14 protein-coding genes are annotated in these 17,931 nt (G+C 37.3%); 8 read left to right on the forward strand and 6 right to left on the reverse strand.

What is annotated here, in order from left to right; genetic code table 11:
• Window positions 1-10 precede the first annotated feature (10 nt).
• Window positions 11-358, reverse strand: a complete 348-nt coding sequence (locus BUB91_RS12965; protein ID WP_073099718.1) for a DUF983 domain-containing protein — start codon at window positions 356-358, stop codon at window positions 11-13.
• A gap of 103 nt (window positions 359-461) precedes the next feature.
• Here BUB91_RS12965 and BUB91_RS12970 point away from each other — a divergent pair, with 103 nt between their 5' ends.
• The 4 genes from BUB91_RS12970 to BUB91_RS12985 all read left to right on the forward strand — a co-directional run bounded on the left by BUB91_RS12970 (window position 462) and on the right by BUB91_RS12985 (window position 3,910).
• Window positions 462-1,343 carry an AraC family transcriptional regulator gene (locus BUB91_RS12970; RefSeq protein ID WP_073099719.1) on the forward strand — a complete coding sequence of 294 codons (882 nt, stop codon included), beginning with the start codon at window positions 462-464 and terminating at the stop codon, window positions 1,341-1,343.
• 11 nt (window positions 1,344-1,354) lie between these two features.
• Window positions 1,355-1,960: a DUF1684 domain-containing protein gene (locus tag BUB91_RS12975; RefSeq protein ID WP_073099720.1), complete on the forward strand. Its 606-nt coding sequence runs from the start codon at window positions 1,355-1,357 to the stop codon at window positions 1,958-1,960.
• 341 nt (window positions 1,961-2,301) lie between these two features.
• Window positions 2,302-3,204: a sensor histidine kinase gene (locus tag BUB91_RS12980; protein ID WP_241652610.1), complete on the forward strand. Its 903-nt coding sequence runs from the start codon at window positions 2,302-2,304 to the stop codon at window positions 3,202-3,204.
• Window positions 3,197-3,910 carry a LytR/AlgR family response regulator transcription factor gene (locus tag BUB91_RS12985; protein ID WP_073099722.1) on the forward strand — a complete coding sequence of 238 codons (714 nt, stop codon included), beginning with the start codon at window positions 3,197-3,199 and terminating at the stop codon, window positions 3,908-3,910. Before BUB91_RS12980 ends, BUB91_RS12985 begins: the two co-directional genes overlap by 8 nt.
• Window positions 3,911-3,917: 7 nt before the next feature.
• On the opposite strand, the gene uvrB is transcribed toward BUB91_RS12985, so the two are convergent.
• The 3 genes from uvrB to BUB91_RS13000 form a co-directional block, all read right to left on the reverse strand.
• Entirely contained in the window at window positions 3,918-5,918 is a 2,001-nt protein-coding gene (gene uvrB / locus BUB91_RS12990) for an excinuclease ABC subunit UvrB (RefSeq protein WP_073099723.1), read from the reverse strand.
• 151 nt (window positions 5,919-6,069) lie between these two features.
• Window positions 6,070-6,900, reverse strand: coding sequence for an ABC transporter permease (locus BUB91_RS12995; protein ID WP_073099724.1), 831 nt, complete (start codon window positions 6,898-6,900; stop codon window positions 6,070-6,072).
• A gap of 7 nt (window positions 6,901-6,907) precedes the next feature.
• Window positions 6,908-7,807 carry an ABC transporter ATP-binding protein gene (locus BUB91_RS13000; protein ID WP_073099725.1) on the reverse strand — a complete coding sequence of 300 codons (900 nt, stop codon included), beginning with the start codon at window positions 7,805-7,807 and terminating at the stop codon, window positions 6,908-6,910.
• A gap of 136 nt (window positions 7,808-7,943) precedes the next feature.
• Between BUB91_RS13000 and BUB91_RS13005 the strand changes: the two genes are divergently transcribed.
• The gene (locus BUB91_RS13005) at window positions 7,944-9,017 is read left to right on the forward strand and encodes a hypothetical protein (RefSeq protein ID WP_073099726.1); all 1,074 of its coding nucleotides are present in this window, start codon (window positions 7,944-7,946) and stop codon (window positions 9,015-9,017) included.
• 62 nt (window positions 9,018-9,079) lie between these two features.
• Here the strand turns inward: BUB91_RS13005 and BUB91_RS13010 are convergent, their stop codons facing one another.
• Window positions 9,080-10,891 (reverse strand): glycoside hydrolase family 15 protein, encoded by a 1,812-nt coding sequence (locus BUB91_RS13010; protein WP_073099727.1) that lies wholly within the window; start codon window positions 10,889-10,891, stop codon window positions 9,080-9,082.
• 109 nt (window positions 10,892-11,000) lie between these two features.
• Here BUB91_RS13010 and BUB91_RS13015 point away from each other — a divergent pair, with 109 nt between their 5' ends.
• The 3 genes from BUB91_RS13015 (at window position 11,001) to BUB91_RS13025 (ending at window position 16,427) form a co-directional block, all read left to right on the forward strand.
• On the forward strand, window positions 11,001-13,205 hold the full coding sequence (locus BUB91_RS13015; protein WP_073099728.1) for a bifunctional alpha,alpha-trehalose-phosphate synthase (UDP-forming)/trehalose-phosphatase: 2,205 nt from the start codon (window positions 11,001-11,003) through the stop codon (window positions 13,203-13,205).
• A gap of 201 nt (window positions 13,206-13,406) precedes the next feature.
• On the forward strand, window positions 13,407-14,756 hold the full coding sequence (locus BUB91_RS13020) for a M28 family peptidase (RefSeq protein ID WP_073099729.1): 1,350 nt from the start codon (window positions 13,407-13,409) through the stop codon (window positions 14,754-14,756).
• A 45-nt stretch (window positions 14,757-14,801) separates the two neighbouring features.
• Entirely contained in the window at window positions 14,802-16,427 is a 1,626-nt protein-coding gene (locus tag BUB91_RS13025) for a M1 family metallopeptidase (protein WP_073099730.1), read from the forward strand.
• A gap of 307 nt (window positions 16,428-16,734) precedes the next feature.
• Here the strand turns inward: BUB91_RS13025 and BUB91_RS13030 are convergent, their stop codons facing one another.
• Window positions 16,735-17,919 carry an aldose epimerase family protein gene (locus tag BUB91_RS13030; protein WP_073099731.1) on the reverse strand — a complete coding sequence of 395 codons (1,185 nt, stop codon included), beginning with the start codon at window positions 17,917-17,919 and terminating at the stop codon, window positions 16,735-16,737.
• Window positions 17,920-17,931: the final 12 nt, after the last annotated feature.

Raw genomic sequence — 17,931 nt, forward strand, 5'->3', positions numbered from 1 at the left:
TATATGTTAGCTATTTATTATAAAAAAGATAAATCCATAAAGTACGGGCCAATTTAAAATTAAGGATGCTTGCTAAAATAATCACCCCCACTACTACCATAAAAGCGGTCAATAACGAAACCTTAAGTACAAAATAGAAAATTATAAAAACCATAAGGAATTCAGCTACTGTAATCCCGTAACTCACATACATTGCTCCGATAAAAAAACCGGATTCTTTCTCAAACTTCAAGTTACATTTATCACATCTAGTATGCATTTTTGGGACATGAAATGAAAATAACTGATGATTTGAATTGAAAATAGCTCCTTCTTTACACTTGGGACATTTAAACTTTAGTATATTAATTAAACTCATAGTAATATCTTTTAAAGACTATGCAAAATTAATTGCTTCTCTTATTAAAAGACTTACAGCTAAGACTTCATTTTTTGTACTTTTAAGACATTATTAAACCTTTATGAAACGAATCCCTGTTTTAAATATTAAAACCTTTGAACGTAAATTTAATGCATCAGATCTCTATGCCAATGACTTTGCGAACCACATAATTAGCAATAAAAATTTGGTTCATAAACCGCATACACACGACTTTTATTTGTGTGTTTTATTTACGGAAGGCTCAGGAAAACATGAGATTGATTTTGCAACATACCCTATTCAGACCGGTTCTGTTTTTTTCTTAAATCCGGGTCAAACGCACTTTTGGCAATTTGATTCACAACCTGAGGGCTATATATTTTTTCACAGCCTAGAGCTGTTTGAAGTATCTTTTTCAAAACAGCGGCTTGAAAATTTTCCGTTTTATTATTCTGTAAATAATTCGCCTGTTCTAAACTTAAATTCAAATGAAACAGCTAAAATTAAAATTCGATTTGAAGAGATTTACACGGAATACAGATCTGAAAACAACTATAAAACAGAAAAAATCACAAGCCTGATTAATCTTGCTTATATTGATCTCTCTCGTATTTATTCAACAGAGAAGGAAGAAGAAAAAAGTAAATTATCTAGTACTTACAGTGCTACACTAAGAGCTTTTGAAAAGCTTCTAGAAGAATACTTCAAAAGTGAAAAAGCAGCTTCTTTTTATGCTGAAAAACTAAACATCACAACCAAACACCTCAACCGCATTTTAAAAACTATACTAAATAAAACCACAACTGGTTTAATTAAAGAACGTACGCTATTAGAGGCAAAAAGACTTATTGTTCATACCGAAAATTCATTAACTGAAATTTCCGAAATTTTAGATTATGAGGATTATGCTTATTTCTCCCGTATTTTTAAAGCAAAAACAAAACAAACTCCATTATCTTTCAAAAACAAATATTCCCATTAAAAGCATTTTCTATGATTAAGAGATTCCTATCAACTTTAATTGTAATTCTTGGAGGAACTGCATCTGCACAAACAACTTACGAATCTGAAATTCTCGATTTTCAAAAAGACTTAAATGCGGAATACGTTAATCCAGAGGAATCTCCATTGACACCTGAAGAACAAAAAAAATTTGAGGGGCATCAATTCTATCCTATTGATTCAACCTATAAAGTTGTGGCAAAGTTTGTAAAAATTAAAAAGCCAAAAACTATCAAATTTCCTACCTCGTCAGGCGCACTAAAAAAATACGACACTTATGCAATTGCTGAATTTAAACTAAATGGAAAGCATTTCAAACTTCCTATTTATCAAAGTCATACACTACGAGAACTGGAAGAATATAAAGATTATTTATTCGTTCCTTTTACCGATTACACCAGTGGTGTAGAGACTTATGGAGCCGGTAGGTATATCGATTTGAAAATTCCGGAAGGAGAAACGATTATCATTGATTTTAATAAGGCTTATAATCCGTTTTGCGCATATAGTCCAAACTACTCATGCCCTATTCCTCCGGAAGACAATGATCTAAAAACAGAAATAAAAGCAGGTATTTATGGGCCGGAAGGGCATTAAAACTTTCTGTCTCATTACAGTTCTGGTGATCAATTCAAAATTTGTAAAATCTAATTTAAAATTTAAAAAGAAGTACAGGTTCTAGCTTAGCTTTTTTGATTGAGAGCCATCCTGCAAAAAACCCTCTTAAAACGGTCATTCGTCTCAAAAGCGAATTGATGTTTGATAATTTTTAGCATCTTGCAGTGATGGATTTACTCAAATTTAATCAAACTAAACTATTTGCATCCCACTGTCTATTATGGGTTTGTGTTTGGTTTTTTTATATGTATTTCTTCAGTTATAATACAAATAATACGCTGTATGTCACCTGGTTTTCAAGCATATTGCTGCCACTAACCATGACTACAACATACGCAACAGTTTACTATTTAATCCCAAAATTCTTACTGCAAAAACGCTATTGGCTTTTCGGTTTATATGCAGTTTATATGTTGATTTTTACAGCTTTTCTAGTAACTGTAATAATGATAGGTAGTTTTATTTTCATCTCTAACCTTCGAGTTGAAGACACTCCTATGATGAGCAGAAATCTAGTTTTCATTCTCATACTGATTTATCTGGTGGTAGGTATAGTGAGTTTCATTCATATATTGAATCATAACTTCAATACACTTACCCAAAATAAGGCTTTAGAGAATAAGATTTTAGACGCGCAACTCCACATAAAAGAACAAGAACTGAGCTATCTCAAAAAGCAAATTCACCCGCATTTTCTATTTAATTCACTCAATACGATTTATGGTTTTGCGCTAAAACAATCTGCTCAAACTCCAGAGATTATTCTAAAACTTTCTAATTTGCTTGATTATATTTTATATCAGGTTTCAGAAAAGCAAGTGTCGCTTCAACAAGAATTAGATCATATAGAAGAGTATATCAGTCTTGAACAAATTCGCTTTCAGGGTACGTTAAATGTTACTATTAATAAAAATGAAATTAAAGAAAATTGCAGCATACCTCCAATGCTTTTTATTCCGTTTGTTGAGAATGCCTTTAAGCACGGGAATATCCTAAACGGAAAACTAAAAATCAGAATCCATTTTGAAGTTTCAGATTCGCATTTAAATTTCAGAATTGAAAATACAGCAATCACTGAAAATATTGAAAATAAGCAGAACGGTATCGGTTTAGAAAACATCAGAAAACGATTGGATCTCTTATTTCCAAAGCGTTACGAATTAAAGACGACGCAATTCAAAAACGGATTTGTTGCAGCATTAAACATCGATCTTCATGAGTAAACAACTCAAAGCCATAATTGTTGATGATGAGCCCACTGCGCGCGAAATTCTGAGAACTCATCTCAAAAATATCGCGTTAGTACATATTGAGGAAGAATTTAAAAATGCGGTAGAAGCACTGTATTTTCTAAAGACAAATGCGGTAGACATTATTTTTTTAGACATCAATATGCCCGAAGTTTCAGGTTTGTCGCTAGGGAAACTCGTTCAAAAGGAAACCAAACTCATTTTTACAACAGCGCACCGCGAGTATGCTGTAGAAGGTTTTGAACTTCAGGCGGTGGATTATTTGCTGAAACCTATCTCTTTGGACCGCTTACTACAAGCCGTTTATAAATGTGTAGGCCAAGAGGTTGAGCAACACCAAAAGGAATCGATAATTGAAGAGGAAGACGCCAACAATTTTGTGTTTATACGTTCTGACCGTAAAATGATCAAAATTGATTTCAACGAACTTCTTTATGTTGAAAGTCTAAGCGATTATATCAAAATACACACTAAAACTCAAACCCACATTACCCGGGAAACCATATCTAATTTTGAAGCAAAACTACCGGTAAACCAATTTATACGCATCCACCGCTCTTTTATCATTGCTGCTTCAGCGATTAAAGCTTACACCGCAGAACATATAGAACTTAAGTCGCAAACACTCCCTATAAGCCGTAGCTATCGAGATTCAGTTCTAAAATTTTTGACGAAATAGGAGTAGTTTATGTCAGCTCTTTAACCTGCTCCTGATACGATTTTATACGATCGCGTAATTTTGCAGCTTCCATAAAATCGAGCTCTTTTGCAGCAGTTTCCATCTTCTTACGGGTATCGCGTATCAATTGCTCCAACTTTGGTTTACTCATATAAGCCGTGTTGGGCTCTGCAGCCATATTAGTAAGTTCTTCAGCTTCAAACTTGAATTTTTCCTTTTTAGCCAAAGCACTAACCAGCGACTTCTTAATCGCCATCGGTTTTAAACCGTGTTTCTCGTTATACGCAATCTGCTTCTGTCTGCGATATTCTGAAGCATCTATAGTCTCCTGCATACTTCGGGTGATCTTATCAGCATACATAATCGCAAGTCCGTTTATATTTCGCGCAGCACGACCTATAGTCTGTGTTAGCGAACGATTACTTCTCAAAAATCCTTCTTTATCTGCATCTAATATAGCTACCAAAGAGACCTCAGGTAAATCCAGTCCTTCACGTAAAAGGTTCACTCCCACTAGAACATCAAAAATTCCTTTACGTAAATCAGACATAATTTCTACACGCTCCAGCGTATCAACATCAGAATGTATATAACGTGTTCTGATATCAACACGCGTCAAATATTTAGTAAGTTCTTCTGCCATACGTTTAGTCAGTGTAGTTACTAACGTACGTTCATCTTTCTCTATCCGCTTTTGTATCTCTTCAATCAAATCATCTATCTGATTCAAACTGGGACGCACTTCAACAATGGGGTCAAGCAGTCCGGTAGGCCGTATGATTTGCTCAACGTAAGTCCCTTCAGATTTTTGCAATTCGTAATCTGCCGGTGTTGCACTCACATAAATCACCTGATTTTGCAAGGCTTCAAACTCTTCAAATTTTAACGGTCTGTTATCCATCGCCGCCGGAAGTCTAAAACCATATTCAACCAGATTTTCTTTACGACTACGGTCACCGCCATACATCGCACTTACCTGAGAAACGGTTACGTGACTCTCATCAACAATCATCATATAATCATCAGGAAAATAGTCTAAAAGACAGAACGGTCGTGTTCCAGGCTCTCTCCCATCCAGATAGCGCGAGTAGTTCTCAATCCCGCTGCAATAACCGAGTTCACGAATCATTTCTAAATCAAAATTGGTTCGTTCTTCCAGACGTTTTGCCTCTAAATGTTTACCAATTTCCTTGAAATAATCTACCTGCTTCACCATATCAAAACCAATCTGATCAATTGCACCTTGCAGTACATCCGGACTAGTAACAAACATATTTGCAGGGTAAATATTCAGGCGGTCGTATTTTTCAAGAATTTCATTTGTAGTTACGTCAAAAGCTTCGATCTCTTCGATTTCATCACCAAAGAAATGTACTCTAAATGCATGATCATCATAACCCGGATAAATATCTACTGTATCTCCTTTTATGCGGAAATTACCCCGGTTAAATTCAGCGGTAGTACGGCTGTATAAACTTTGAACAAGACGTTTTAGTAATTGAGTTCGTGATATCACCATATCACGCTCCAACGCAATAACGTTCTTTTGAAATTCCACCGGATTACCGATACCATACAAACAAGAAACTGAAGCTACTACGATGATATCGCGACGCCCGGATAGTAAAGATGAAGTTGTACTCAGTCGCAATTTTTCAATCTCCTCATTTATCGAAAGATCTTTTTCTATGTACGTTCCTGATGTTGGGATATACGCCTCCGGCTGGTAGTAATCATAGTAAGACACAAAATATTCAACCGCATTCTCTGGGAAAAATGCTTTAAACTCACTGTAAAGCTGTGCTGCCAGTGTTTTATTATGAGCTAAGACTAAGGTTGGTTTTTGCACTTCTTGCAAAACATTTGCCACCGTAAAGGTCTTACCACTCCCCGTAACACCCAATAAAGTCTGATAGCGCTCGCCTGCGTCAATACCTCCTACTAACTGCTTGATAGCTGATGGCTGATCTCCTGTAGGCTTAAATTCTGATTGTATCTTAAATTTCACAGTATAGCAATTTTAAACTTGATTCTGACTCCATTACCTCAGCTTTACCTAAAGATTTTGAAACACGATTATAGTGTAAAATTAAACTATTTGAGGCTCAAGCTAAAGTCCGGCAATCTTAGGATTAACTTAAAGTTTAATGCCAATCCGTTTATAAATCCCTTTTCTTAAGCAAAGCGTAAGCACCATAAATAAACAGAAATATCCACACAGAAACAATTGCTACTTCATACCAATGCACTGCATAATCAATAGCGATATCTGCTTGTAATTGGTTAGCTGCGGTTTCAATAAAATTTAAACGTTGAAAAGGCAGATTAATCAGGTTTTTCATTGCTTCAAGAGGAAAGAACTGTACGATGGCATCGGCTACTTCAGCACTTCCTTTCCATCTCAGAATACCATAGGTGATATTTTCAAAAATCCACCAAACAAATAAAAAGCCTAATGCAAAAGCAGAACGTTTCACTAAAACTCCCAAGAACAAACAAAAAGAGAAAAAACCAACCAACTTGAAAAAATACGCCAGTAGGAATTCCATTTCTCGGGTTACAATGCTAAACTCCGTATAGTCTGAAAACGAATATCCCAGAATAAGACTCATTATAAAAATAAACAAGGTAGAGAGCAAAGCAAAAGCAACAACCGTATAGAACTTAGAGAGCATAAACTCTTTCTTGCTCAACCCATCAATCAAGTTTTGTTTGAGAGTACGATTGCTGTATTCATTAGAGATCATCGAAACGATCACAATCGCTAAAAAGAACTTAAGTGTCGCTGCCACCCAAGTATTAAAATGCCAAATAAATGGGAAGTTGAATATTCCCTGATCTGCTATACGTATCTGAAAATCCCCAAGATTAAATTCTATCGAAGCGATAAGCGCTATAAATGATAAAATCACAAAATAAGCGATACTCAGCACTTTTGAAGAACGGCTGTGTTTTAGTTTATAAAATTCTATAGTTATTAATCGTAGCATGTATGGCTTAGTTTAGGTTGGCAGTAAGTTGTAAAAATTGTTCTTCGAGGCTTTCTTTACGTTTAACCATATGCGAGAGCACCAATCCCTGATTGAATAAAAATGTATTCAATGCTTCCGCAGAAAGTGGATTTTTAAGGAATCCGGTCACCAGACCATTCTCTTCTTTAACGGAAGTAAAATCAGGATGACCTTCCAGAGCTGCTATGAGTTCTTGTTGCTTTTCACAACGCAACTCAAAAAAGCCGTGACTGGCATTCAATTCATCTACAGGTCCTGCATAAAGCTTAATTCCTTTTCTTATAATTACAACGTGAGAACATACTTTCTCTACCTCATCAAGTAAATGCGAAGCGAGTAAAATTGTGGTTCCGCCACTGGCAATATTCTTTATAATCTCTCTAATCTGATGAATTCCCTGAGGGTCTAAACCATTAGTGGGTTCGTCAAGAATTAAAATTTCAGGATCGTTAAGCAAAGCTGAAGCGATTGCCAGACGTTGCTTCATCCCTAAAGAAAAAGTGCTGAACTTACTGTCTTTTCTATCCAGCAAATGAACAACTTCTAGCTTTTCTTCAATCTTACCGGGATCAACATCTTTTATCGTGCAAACCAGTTCGAGGTTTTGAGCAGCAGTCATATACGGGTAAAAATTAGGTCGCTCAATAATGGCTCCAACTTTTTTAAGTGCATGGTGCGTCGTATCACTCCCATCAAACCATTTAAAATCGCCGGAGGTAGCATTAACAACATTAAGCACCATACCCAGCGTTGTAGATTTACCACTTCCGTTAGGGCCCAGAATACCGTAGACATTGCCTTTCTCAATAGTAAAGCTCAAGTCGTTGACCGCTTTTACTTTTCCGTAATGTTTGGTTAGATTATTTAGTGTAAGAATTGTTTCCAAAAGCGTATTTTTAGAATTAACGTTCAGTAACAAGACGGAAGAACCGTTATTTTGTTACATCACATTAGTACCTTTACAACTCTACTTTGCTTTTTTCGATACAAAAAATCTTAGTTTGAGCATAAATAAGCAGTCTATGGAAGAGAAATTAATGTCGCGCAAAAAGCCCACCTATCCTATTGGTGAGAAGCTTCAGGAATATTTGAATAAGTACAACAGAGCTACACAAATCCCTGTTTTCTATGATGATCTGTTACGTTTTTCCGGTGGAATAAATATTTACGATAAAAATGATAAAGACACGTTATGGATTAGTGTATACTACCCGGAACATGAACGCAAAGAGATAGAAGAAAGTCTTAAGCGTGTTTATGCCATTTTACATTCTGATGGTAATGAAAATGTATTGCCCTTCTTAAGCGTTACGGCAATTGACTATTGCACCTTTGGTAACTCGAAGCCTTTCCGCATAAAAGTCAATAATATTTTTAATGACAACTATACTTATTTCTATGTAAAAAAAGCAGATGCCAGTCGCATTTATGGCTTGGATCTAGAACATATTTTGTCTCCCAACCGCATCAACTTTTTGGTTTATAAAGACACACTTATAGAAGAACATATTGTGGGTATTCCCGGTGATGTTTTTATTTCTGATTATCTGGAAGATTGTGATGATGTAGGTAAAGCCCAGCTGGCTAAAGAATTTGTAAAATTTAACGAGCGCTGTATGATACTGCTTTTAGGTGATATGCGATCGTATAATTACGTCGTGATCCCAACGCATGATTTTGATCATATTAAATATAAAATACGTGCGATTGATTTTGATCAGCAAGCCTATGAGGGAAACTTTAAAGTATATAAACCCCATATTTTTAAAGAAAACTTTAGAATGGTAGAACTGGTTTCTAACCGACTTAGAGATAAATCTATAGAACAATACCGTGAAGAAGAGCGTGCTGTACTCGCAAAACGAATCATCACTTCTAAAAACCGCTTACGTCGATTATTGAAATGTATGACTCAAGACAAAATTTCTTCTGAAGAAAACCTGAAACAACTACGCAGTCAATTATACGACTACACGATGGACATGAAATTTAAGCGTGCAAAATCTATGGGTCAAATTGTAAAAACTGCTCTGGCTTTTGTCAAGCGTAATTATGAAGATGTAAGTATGAAGCGTATTATGGAAGCGCGATACTAATTAATGCCATAAAAAACAAAAACCCCGCAGGTACGGGGTTTTTGTTTCTATTTTCATAGCTATTAATACAATATCGGTTTAAAATGAATCTCGTCATCCTCTTCCCCCCCATACTTGGCAAAATTAGTAGCAGTCTCAATTAAGGCTAAATGTGAATATGCCTGCGGAAAATTACCCAGCAAACGCTTGGTTTTAAAATCAATATCCTCACTAAACAACCCTAAGTGATTGCTATACGACAACAACTGATCAAAGTATTTTATCGCTTTCTGGCGCTCCCCTATTTTAAATAAACTGTCGATAAACCAGAATGTACAAATAGTAAAAGACGAACTAGGCTCACCAAAATCATCTTCATTCTTATAACGATACATCAAACCGTCTTTACACAGTTCGCGCTCTGTAGCTTCAACTGTTGATACAAAACGTGGATTCTTAGCATCTATAAAACCGTACTGTTCCATGAGTAAGGTAGAAGCATCCAAATCTTTCGAACCGTAATACTGGGTATAAGCTTGCATATCTTCATTCCAGGCATTGTCGCAGATATCATCATGAATCTCTGTTCGCAGTGCTTGCCATTCTTCCAAATTACGGTGGCGTTTCAAAACTTCGGCTATTTTTATAGCACGGTCTATCGCAACCCAGCACAAGAGTTTAGAGAATGTAAAATGACGATCTTCTGTACGTAATTCCCAGATTCCTTTATCAGATTCTCTCCAGTGTTGTTTTACAATTTTGATGATTCCTAATACAACCGTCCAAAGCTCTTCGCTGTTCTCTAGTGTGGTTTCAAATTGAATGAATTGCTGATAGATAACTTCCATCAGAATTCCGTAGATATCATTTTGCTTTTGAATGTACGCCGCATTTCCTACACGTACCGGTGCAGAATTTTTATAACCAGAAAGATGATCTAATGTATATTCTACAAGGTTCTTTTCGCCATTAATACCATACATAATTTGCATTTTCTCATCCTTATCGGGCAACGTATCTATAATAAATTGTAAGAAATTATGTGCATATTTTGTGTGCCCCAGATTAGAAATAACGCGTATTACCATAGAAGCATCACGCACCCAGCAAAAACGATAATCCCAGTTGCGCACTTCGCCAATAGTCTCTGGCAATGAGGTTGTCGCAGCAGCAAGCACAGCACCAGATTTTTCAAAAGTCAGTGCTTTTAAGGTTAGCGCACTACGCATAATCTCATTCTGATAAAGCGGATATTTGGTAGTCACTTCGCTCCAGTTCATCCAATAAACCTTAGTACGCTGAAATTTAAGATACGCACGGTCTAACGTTTGCTCCATCAACTTCTCGTGATAAGACATCAACAAAAAAGCATTTCCGTCTAATGTTATGGCCTTTTTATTGAGAATATGCTCTTTTTCAAGATTAGTATATAAATAGAGTGAATCGTATTTACCGTCATCGGTATAGCTTTCTATATATTCCCCTTTATTTACGGTTATCGTTTTTACGCTGGCATACTCCAACTTAGGGTCGTAATTACAAACAAACTTAGGAGCTCCTTTTACTAAACGTATAAATCTGATGATATCTGGCGGAGCATAAAAAGATCCACTTCTTTTTTCATAACGCGGCATAAAGTCAAATACCTCAAAAGCATCAGTCCCGTTATCATACATGGTGCGTAAAATATTAGTCTGCCACATGTACTTTTGAGAAATCTCATAATCCTCACTTACTTCAAAACTCTGAGATCCTCCTTTTTCTTCATCCAGTAATTTTGCAAAAACTGAAGGTGAGTCAAAAATGGGAAGACAACACCAATCTAGAGATCCTTTATCTGATATTAAGGCTGCACTTTTGCAGTTTCCTATGATTCCGTAGTTTAAATTATCCATGAAAGTTTTTAAAAAGTTCTAAAGTTCTATTAAACGGCTAGTGTAACCGCTTCGATTTTCCGAAATTTAAGCATTAACAAAAAATCTAACCTTCCGATTACCTGTTTTTATGAGTAAAACTATCATTATTTCAAATAGACTGCCTTTACAATTACAAATCGACAATAAAAAAATCAAAGCCACTCCCAGTGTTGGCGGTTTAGCAACCGGAATGAAATCTGTTCACCGTGACAGTAACGGAATATGGATTGGATGGACCGGTCTAACCGAAGAAGAGATTCCCGCGGACCTTCGTGACGAGGTTGTAGATGCCACAATTAAAGAACAATGTGTTCCTGTTTCATTATCAGAAGAAGATATTGACGGCTTTTACTACGGCTTCTCCAACCGTACTATTTGGCCACTTTTCCATTATTTTATGGAGTATACCGAGTTTGAAAAGGAAAGTTGGCAGAGCTATGTTGAAGTGAATGAAAAATATGCTGAGGTAGTACTTGATAATATTGAAGAGGGTGATACGGTTTGGGTTCACGATTATCAGTTGATGCTGCTTCCTGCGCTTATTAAAAAAGAGCGACCAGATGTACAAATTGGTTTCTTTTTACACATTCCGTTTCCTTCTTATGAAGTTTTCAGAACGCTTCCGTGGAGAGAAGAAATTTTAAAAGGTTTATTAGGTTCAGACCTAATCGGTTTTCATACTTACGATTATCAGCGTCACTTTTTAAGTTCGGTTTCGCGTATTTTAAGACACGAAGTGAGCTTTAATGAAATCACACTCAAGGATCGTATTGTAACGGTTAACTCGTACCCAATGGGTATTGACTATGATAAGTTTTCTGAAGCTGCAGCAAAACACGACGCTGCAAAGAATCAATCAGAATTACAGCGCCGCCTGGATCTACATATAGATTCTACGCCAGATGCAAAAATGATCCTTTCTATAGATCGTCTTGATTACAGTAAGGGAATTGCGAATCGCATCAGAGCGTATGAGTATTTCCTTGAAAAATATCCGGAGTTTAAAGAGAAAGTTCGTCTGGTTATGTTGGCGGTTCCGTCTCGATCTAACGTCCCACAATATCAATTGCTGAAAAAAGAAGTTGATGAACTGGTAGGCCGTATCAACGGAAAATTTGCCTCGGTAAGTTGGACACCGATCTGGTATTTCTACCGCTCAATGCCTTTTGAAAACCTTATCGATTTATATACCACTTGCGAAGTCGCACTTCTAACGCCTATTAGAGACGGGATGAATCTCGTTGCTAAAGAATATGTTGCCACCAGAACCGACAAAAAGGGGGTTCTTATTTTAAGTGAAATGGCGGGTGCTGCTCAAGAAATGAGTGAAGCACTTATTATAAATCCAAATAATTTTGAGGAAATTGCAGATGCTTTGAAACAAGCAATAGAAATGCCCGAAGCCGAGCAAATCAAACGCAATAAATTCCTTCAGAAACGATTAAAAAGATATAACGTAGAGAAATGGGCTAACGACTTTATGACATCTCTAAAAGACACTGCTCACAAATCAGATATTGTAAAAGCGATACGTATGCGTGCTGATCAGGAAGATGAAATGTTTGATGCTTATAAAAAAGCAGATAAACGTATTCTTTTCTTGGACTATGACGGCACTTTAAGAGCCTTTGTCAACAATCCTGAAGATGCCAGTCCTGACGATGACTTATTAGAATTGGTTAGAACCATACACAATCAAGAAAATACTGAAGTGGTAATCATAAGTGGTCGTGATCGCCATACTTTAGGAACTTGGTGGCAGGATGTACCTATCACGCTTATCGCTGAGCACGGCGTCTGGAAAAGACCTGTAGGCGGTGAATGGGCCGTTACCGAAAATCTCAAGAACGACTGGATGGATACGGTGCGTCCTATTCTTGAAAAGTTTGTAGACCGCACCGCCGGTACTTTTATAGAAGAGAAAAACTATTCTCTGGCTTGGCATTATCGCAATGCTGATCCTGATTTGGGTGAAAAACGAGCGAGCGAACTTTCTAACGTTCTTAAAGAACTTTCAGCAAATAATGAGTTGGGTGTTTTAGACGGAAACAAAGTACTGGAGATTAAAGACAGTACTATTCATAAAGGTAAAGCGGTAACCAAGCATATTTTTGGTAAAGACTACAGCTTTAAGTTTGCTATAGGTGACGACTGGACCGATGAATTCATGTTTCAAGATTTACCAGATGATGCATTTACAATTAAAGTTGGGTTGCAGAAAACAGCCGCTAAATATTACGTAGATGACACCGAACGTGTGCGCGACTTGCTTAAAAAGTTTGCCGCATCCTGATTAAGACTATACTTTAGATCATTTACTCGATAATCGAGATTTAAACCTGACTACCGGGTAGGCAGGTGCTCCAAGGCTTGCCTCGAATTTAAGATCTATTTTCTTTTAATGTCTTGTAGGCTTGCCCCAAGATGATTTACTTTTATAGCGAGCAGATTTATTTTAAAGTTCTGTTCGCTTTTTTTAATCCTAACACTTGATATGAAATATACTTTTACTCTTATTTTTCTTTCTTGTTTTACAGCCCTACTGGCTCAAAACAATGTTCCTTCAGAAACAGATTTGCGCATCTACGGGATTGTTGATGCAGTCTCGGCTGATCGCATAGAAAAAGATGTACGCGCTCTTGCCGGTTTCGGTACACGCAACACCTTTAGCGACACTTTAAGTGACACACGCGGCATAGGAGCTGCAAGAAGGTTCATTAAAGCCGGATTTGAAAAAACTTCTCAGAACTGCGGAGGTTGTCTTGATGTGTTTTATCAGAAAGATTTAGTTACACCAGATATGGGCAGTCGAATTCCTAAAGAAACATACGTGGTAAATGTTGTTGCTATTCAAAAAGGAACCAAATATCCTAATCGTTATATCATTATGAGTGGTGATATAGATTCACGAGCAAGCGACGCTACAGATTTTACAACAGATGCTCCAGGAGCAAATGATAATGCAAGCGGTATGGCAGGAACAATGGAAGCTGCCCGCGTACTTTCTAAATATAAATTTGAGAATAGTATTATTTATGTGGGCTTATCTGGCGAGGAACAAGGACTCTTCGGAGGTAAAGGATTGGCGGAATACGCAGTTAAGCAAGGTTGGGATATCATCGGGATTTTAAATAACGATATGATAGGTAATATTGAAGGTGTTGACGGAGTAATCAGCAACCGGGATTTTAGAATTTTCTCAGAGCCTGTAGCGGCTAATGAAACCGAAAATCAACGCAAAGCGCGTCGTTTTTACGGTGGTGAAGTTGATGGCAATTCAAGACAATTGGCGCGTTATATTCATAAAAATGTTACCGATTATATGCCCGAAATGAACCCGATGATGATCTATCGTCTGGATCGTTTTGGCCGTGGTGGTCATCACAGACCTTTTAATGATTTAGGCTTCGCTGGAATTCGTATTATGGAAGCTCACGAAAACTATACACAACAACATCAGGACATTCGTACTGAAGATGGTATTGAATATGGTGATGTTGTAGAACATGTTAACTTCCCGTATGCAGCAAAACTTACAGCGGTGAATGCAATAAACTTAGCAAGTTTAGCCTGGGCGCCTCCTGCCCCAGAAACTGTGAAGATTGGCGGTATTGTAGAAGCAGATGCTAAGCTGCAATGGACTAAAGTAAGCGGAGCATTTGGTTATAAGATTTACTGGAGAGACACCACTTCTCCTACTTGGGATCACAGCCGTTATGTGGGTGATGTTTCAGAAATCACTTTAGATGGAATTGTAATTGATAATTCATTCTTTGGTGTTTCAGCAGTAGGTGCTAATGGTCACGAAAGTCTTGTCGTATTTCCTAACGCAATCATGCGATAATATTTTTTGGAATAACTTTTGAATTCAATATCCTAAATATAAACAATGCATAAATTATTTTCTCTGGCATTAGTCCTACTAACGATGTCAGCAGTTGCTCAAAAAACAACATTCACACATCAAGATTCTCTAAAAGGAAGTATCACTCCGCAGCGCGCTTGGTGGGATCTTACGCATTACGACCTTGACGTAGCTATTGATCCTGAAAAAGAATTTATTTCGGGTAAAAATACGGTTACTTATAAAGTTTTAGAACCGTATCAAACGCTTCAGATAGATTTACAGGAACCGATGAAGTTGCTTAGCGCAGTTCAAAACGGAAAAAAATTAGAGATTAAAAAAGATGGTGCTGCTTATTTTATTTCACTTAAAGCAAAACAAAAGAAAGAAGCGTTAAACAATATACTATTAAAGTTTGAAGGAAAACCTGTAGTTGGTGCTCGCTTACCTTGGGATGGCGGCTGGACGTGGCAAGAAGATTCTAACGGAATGCCATTTGCTGCTAATGCTAATCAAGGAATTGGTTCCTCAATATGGTGGCCTAATAAAGATATTCCATATGATGAGGCAGACAGCTTAGACCTTAAGATTTCCGTACCTAAAGGGCTTATGGCGGTAGGAAACGGTCGTCTTATTGACTCTTCTAAAACTGAGAAAACAGCTACCTATCACTGGGCAGTTAAAAATTCCATCAATAGTTATGGTATTAGTGCAGACATAGCAGATTATGCACATTTTTCAGACACTTACAAAGGTGAAAAAGGAGACTTAAAGCTCAATTTTTATGTGTTGAAAGAAAATCTTGAGAAAGCAAAAGAGCAGTTCAAACAAGTACCGCTAATGCTTGAAGCCTTTGAGCACTGGTTTGGGCCCTACCCGTTTTATGAAGATGGATATAAATTGGTTGAAGTCCCTTATTTAGGTATGGAACATCAAAGCAATGTGACGTACGGTAACAGATATGCTAACGGTTATTTAGGTCGAGACTTATCGGGTACCGGTTGGGGTTTAAAATTCGATTTTATAATCATTCACGAGAGTGGGCATGAGTGGTTTGCAAATAACATCACCAATAAAGATGTAGCGGATATGTGGGTGCACGAAGGCTTCACAGCCTATTCTGAAAACTTATATGTTGATTATTACTTCGGAAAAGAAGCTGCTGCAGATTATGTTATTGGAACTCGTGGTTCTATCCGTAATGATCGCCCCATTATAGGCACTTACGGCGTAGATAACGAAGGAAGCGGCGATATGTATTATAAAGGAGCAAACGTACTACATACCCTTCGACAATTGATTGAAGACGATGATAAATGGCGTGAAATTCTACGCGGATTGAATGAGCAGTTTTACCATAAAACGGTTACGACCGCTCAAATCGAGGATTACATCAGTAAAGAAAGTGGAATTGATCTGACTGAATTTTGGGATCAATACCTGCGTACTACGATGATTCCGGAATTGGAGTATTCAATTGACAAAGACACATTAAAATTCCGCTATGTGGATATCGTTGAAGATTTTGACATGCCGGTTCAGGTTTTAGTAAACAAAGAGAAATTATGGATTTACCCTTCCGCAAACTGGAAAACCCAATCGTTTGATGTATCTATTTCTGAATTCCAAATAGATCGTAATTTCTATATTGAATCTGAAGAATTAGATTAGCAAACTATCTTAGGGCAAGCCTGTCTGTATCCGACAGAGGCAGGCCCACAAGGCATTAAAAGGAAACAGCTTTTGACTTCGAGGCTAACCTCGGAGCACCTGCCAGAGGCAGGTTTAAATCTCGATTATCGAGTAAAAGCTACTTATATTGGTTAAATCAAAGCCAAACGAGAAGATATCTGGCAACAGCGAATTGCTCAACTAATTGAGCTTAGTAAGCAGAATATCAAGCAACGAAGCTAAAACAAAAAAGAACGCCCAATGCAAATTGCATTGGGCGTTCTTTTTATAGAAAAGTTCTTTGTTATTACTTAACTGAAAACGTAAAACTTGTAGTTGTTGAATAGATTTCTCCCGGCTTCAATAGCGTAGAAGGAAAATCTGCTTGATTAGGAGAATCAGGGTAATGCTGTGTTTCTAAGCAAAAACCACTTCTCATAGCATAGGTACCCTCGCCTCCTTTTTGAGGTAATGTACCATCTAAAAAGTTTCCGGTGTAGAACTGAACCGCAGGCTCTGTAGTCATCACTTCTAGAAATCTTCCGCTTTTTGGATCGTAAGCAGTTGCTGCAAGGTGCATAGCTCCATCTTCCTCATTTAAAACCCAGCAATGGTCATAACCTTTACCTTTAGCCAACTGATCGTTCTCTGCATCAATCTCTGCGCCTATAGCTTTCGCTTCACGGAAATCAAACGGAGTACCTTCAACAGCTCTCAACTCTCCAGTAGGGATTAACGTCGCATCTACGGGAAGGTATTGATCTGCGTTCAGCATTACTTCAGTATCTAAAACCGTGTTATCAAAATCACCTGAAAGGTTAAAATACGAATGCTGTGTAAGATTTACAACAGTCTCCTTGTCAGTTGTTGCTTCATAATCTACTTTCAAGGTGTTATCAGAAAGTAGCGTATACGTCACAACGGTTTCTAAATTACCAGGATATCCCTGATCTCCATCTGGACTTAGATATTTCAGTTTTAAACCAACGTTATCACCATCTTCGATTTCTTCAGCGATCCAAACCACTTTATCAAAACCTTTACCACCGTGAAGACTGTTAGGCCCGTCATTGGTTGGTAATTGATAGTTTTCCCCATCAATAGAAAATTGACCTTTTGCGATACGGTTTCCATACCGACCAATCAAGGCTCCAAAAAAAGTAGGATTACCGGTAGTAGTATACTCTTCTAAAGTATCGTAGCCCAGAACTACATCTTGAAACGTGCTGTCTTTGCTAGGTGCTTTCAGGTTTGTAATGATTCCACCATAGGTGATGATATCAACCTCCATCCCATTGGCGTTTACCAGCTTGTACTTTTCAACAGCAACACTATCTGGTGTCATCCCAAAATCAGATTTGGTAATGGTAGCTTCTGGCATTTCTGCCACAACAGCTGATTCTTCTTTCTTCGGTTCATTTTTACAATTCACCATAGAAAGCGCCATACCCAGAACAACAGGAACGACTAAAAGATTTCTATTTAATTTCATAATTAATGTATT

It is taken from the genome of Leeuwenhoekiella marinoflava DSM 3653 (genome assembly GCF_900129005.1).
Classification (GTDB): Bacteria; Bacteroidota; Bacteroidia; order Flavobacteriales; family Flavobacteriaceae; genus Leeuwenhoekiella; species Leeuwenhoekiella marinoflava.

What these genes read in the sequence shown, in the direction of transcription:
- BUB91_RS12965 (WP_073099718.1), bottom strand. Translation starts at nt 358, where the DNA reads ATGAGTTTAATTAATATACTAAAGTTTAAATGTCCCAAGTGTAAAGAA.
- BUB91_RS12970 (WP_073099719.1), top strand. Translation starts at nt 462, where the DNA reads ATGAAACGAATCCCTGTTTTAAATATTAAAACCTTTGAACGTAAATTT.
- BUB91_RS12975 (WP_073099720.1), top strand. Translation starts at nt 1,355, where the DNA reads ATGATTAAGAGATTCCTATCAACTTTAATTGTAATTCTTGGAGGAACT.
- BUB91_RS12980 (WP_241652610.1), top strand. Translation starts at nt 2,302, where the DNA reads ATGACTACAACATACGCAACAGTTTACTATTTAATCCCAAAATTCTTA.
- BUB91_RS12985 (WP_073099722.1), top strand. Translation starts at nt 3,197, where the DNA reads ATGAGTAAACAACTCAAAGCCATAATTGTTGATGATGAGCCCACTGCG.
- BUB91_RS12995 (WP_073099724.1), bottom strand. Translation starts at nt 6,900, where the DNA reads ATGCTACGATTAATAACTATAGAATTTTATAAACTAAAACACAGCCGT.
- BUB91_RS13005 (WP_073099726.1), top strand. Translation starts at nt 7,944, where the DNA reads ATGGAAGAGAAATTAATGTCGCGCAAAAAGCCCACCTATCCTATTGGT.
- BUB91_RS13010 (WP_073099727.1), bottom strand. Translation starts at nt 10,891, where the DNA reads ATGGATAATTTAAACTACGGAATCATAGGAAACTGCAAAAGTGCAGCC.
- BUB91_RS13015 (WP_073099728.1), top strand. Translation starts at nt 11,001, where the DNA reads ATGAGTAAAACTATCATTATTTCAAATAGACTGCCTTTACAATTACAA.
- BUB91_RS13020 (WP_073099729.1), top strand. Translation starts at nt 13,407, where the DNA reads ATGAAATATACTTTTACTCTTATTTTTCTTTCTTGTTTTACAGCCCTA.
- BUB91_RS13025 (WP_073099730.1), top strand. Translation starts at nt 14,802, where the DNA reads ATGCATAAATTATTTTCTCTGGCATTAGTCCTACTAACGATGTCAGCA.
- BUB91_RS13030 (WP_073099731.1), bottom strand. Translation starts at nt 17,919, where the DNA reads ATGAAATTAAATAGAAATCTTTTAGTCGTTCCTGTTGTTCTGGGTATG.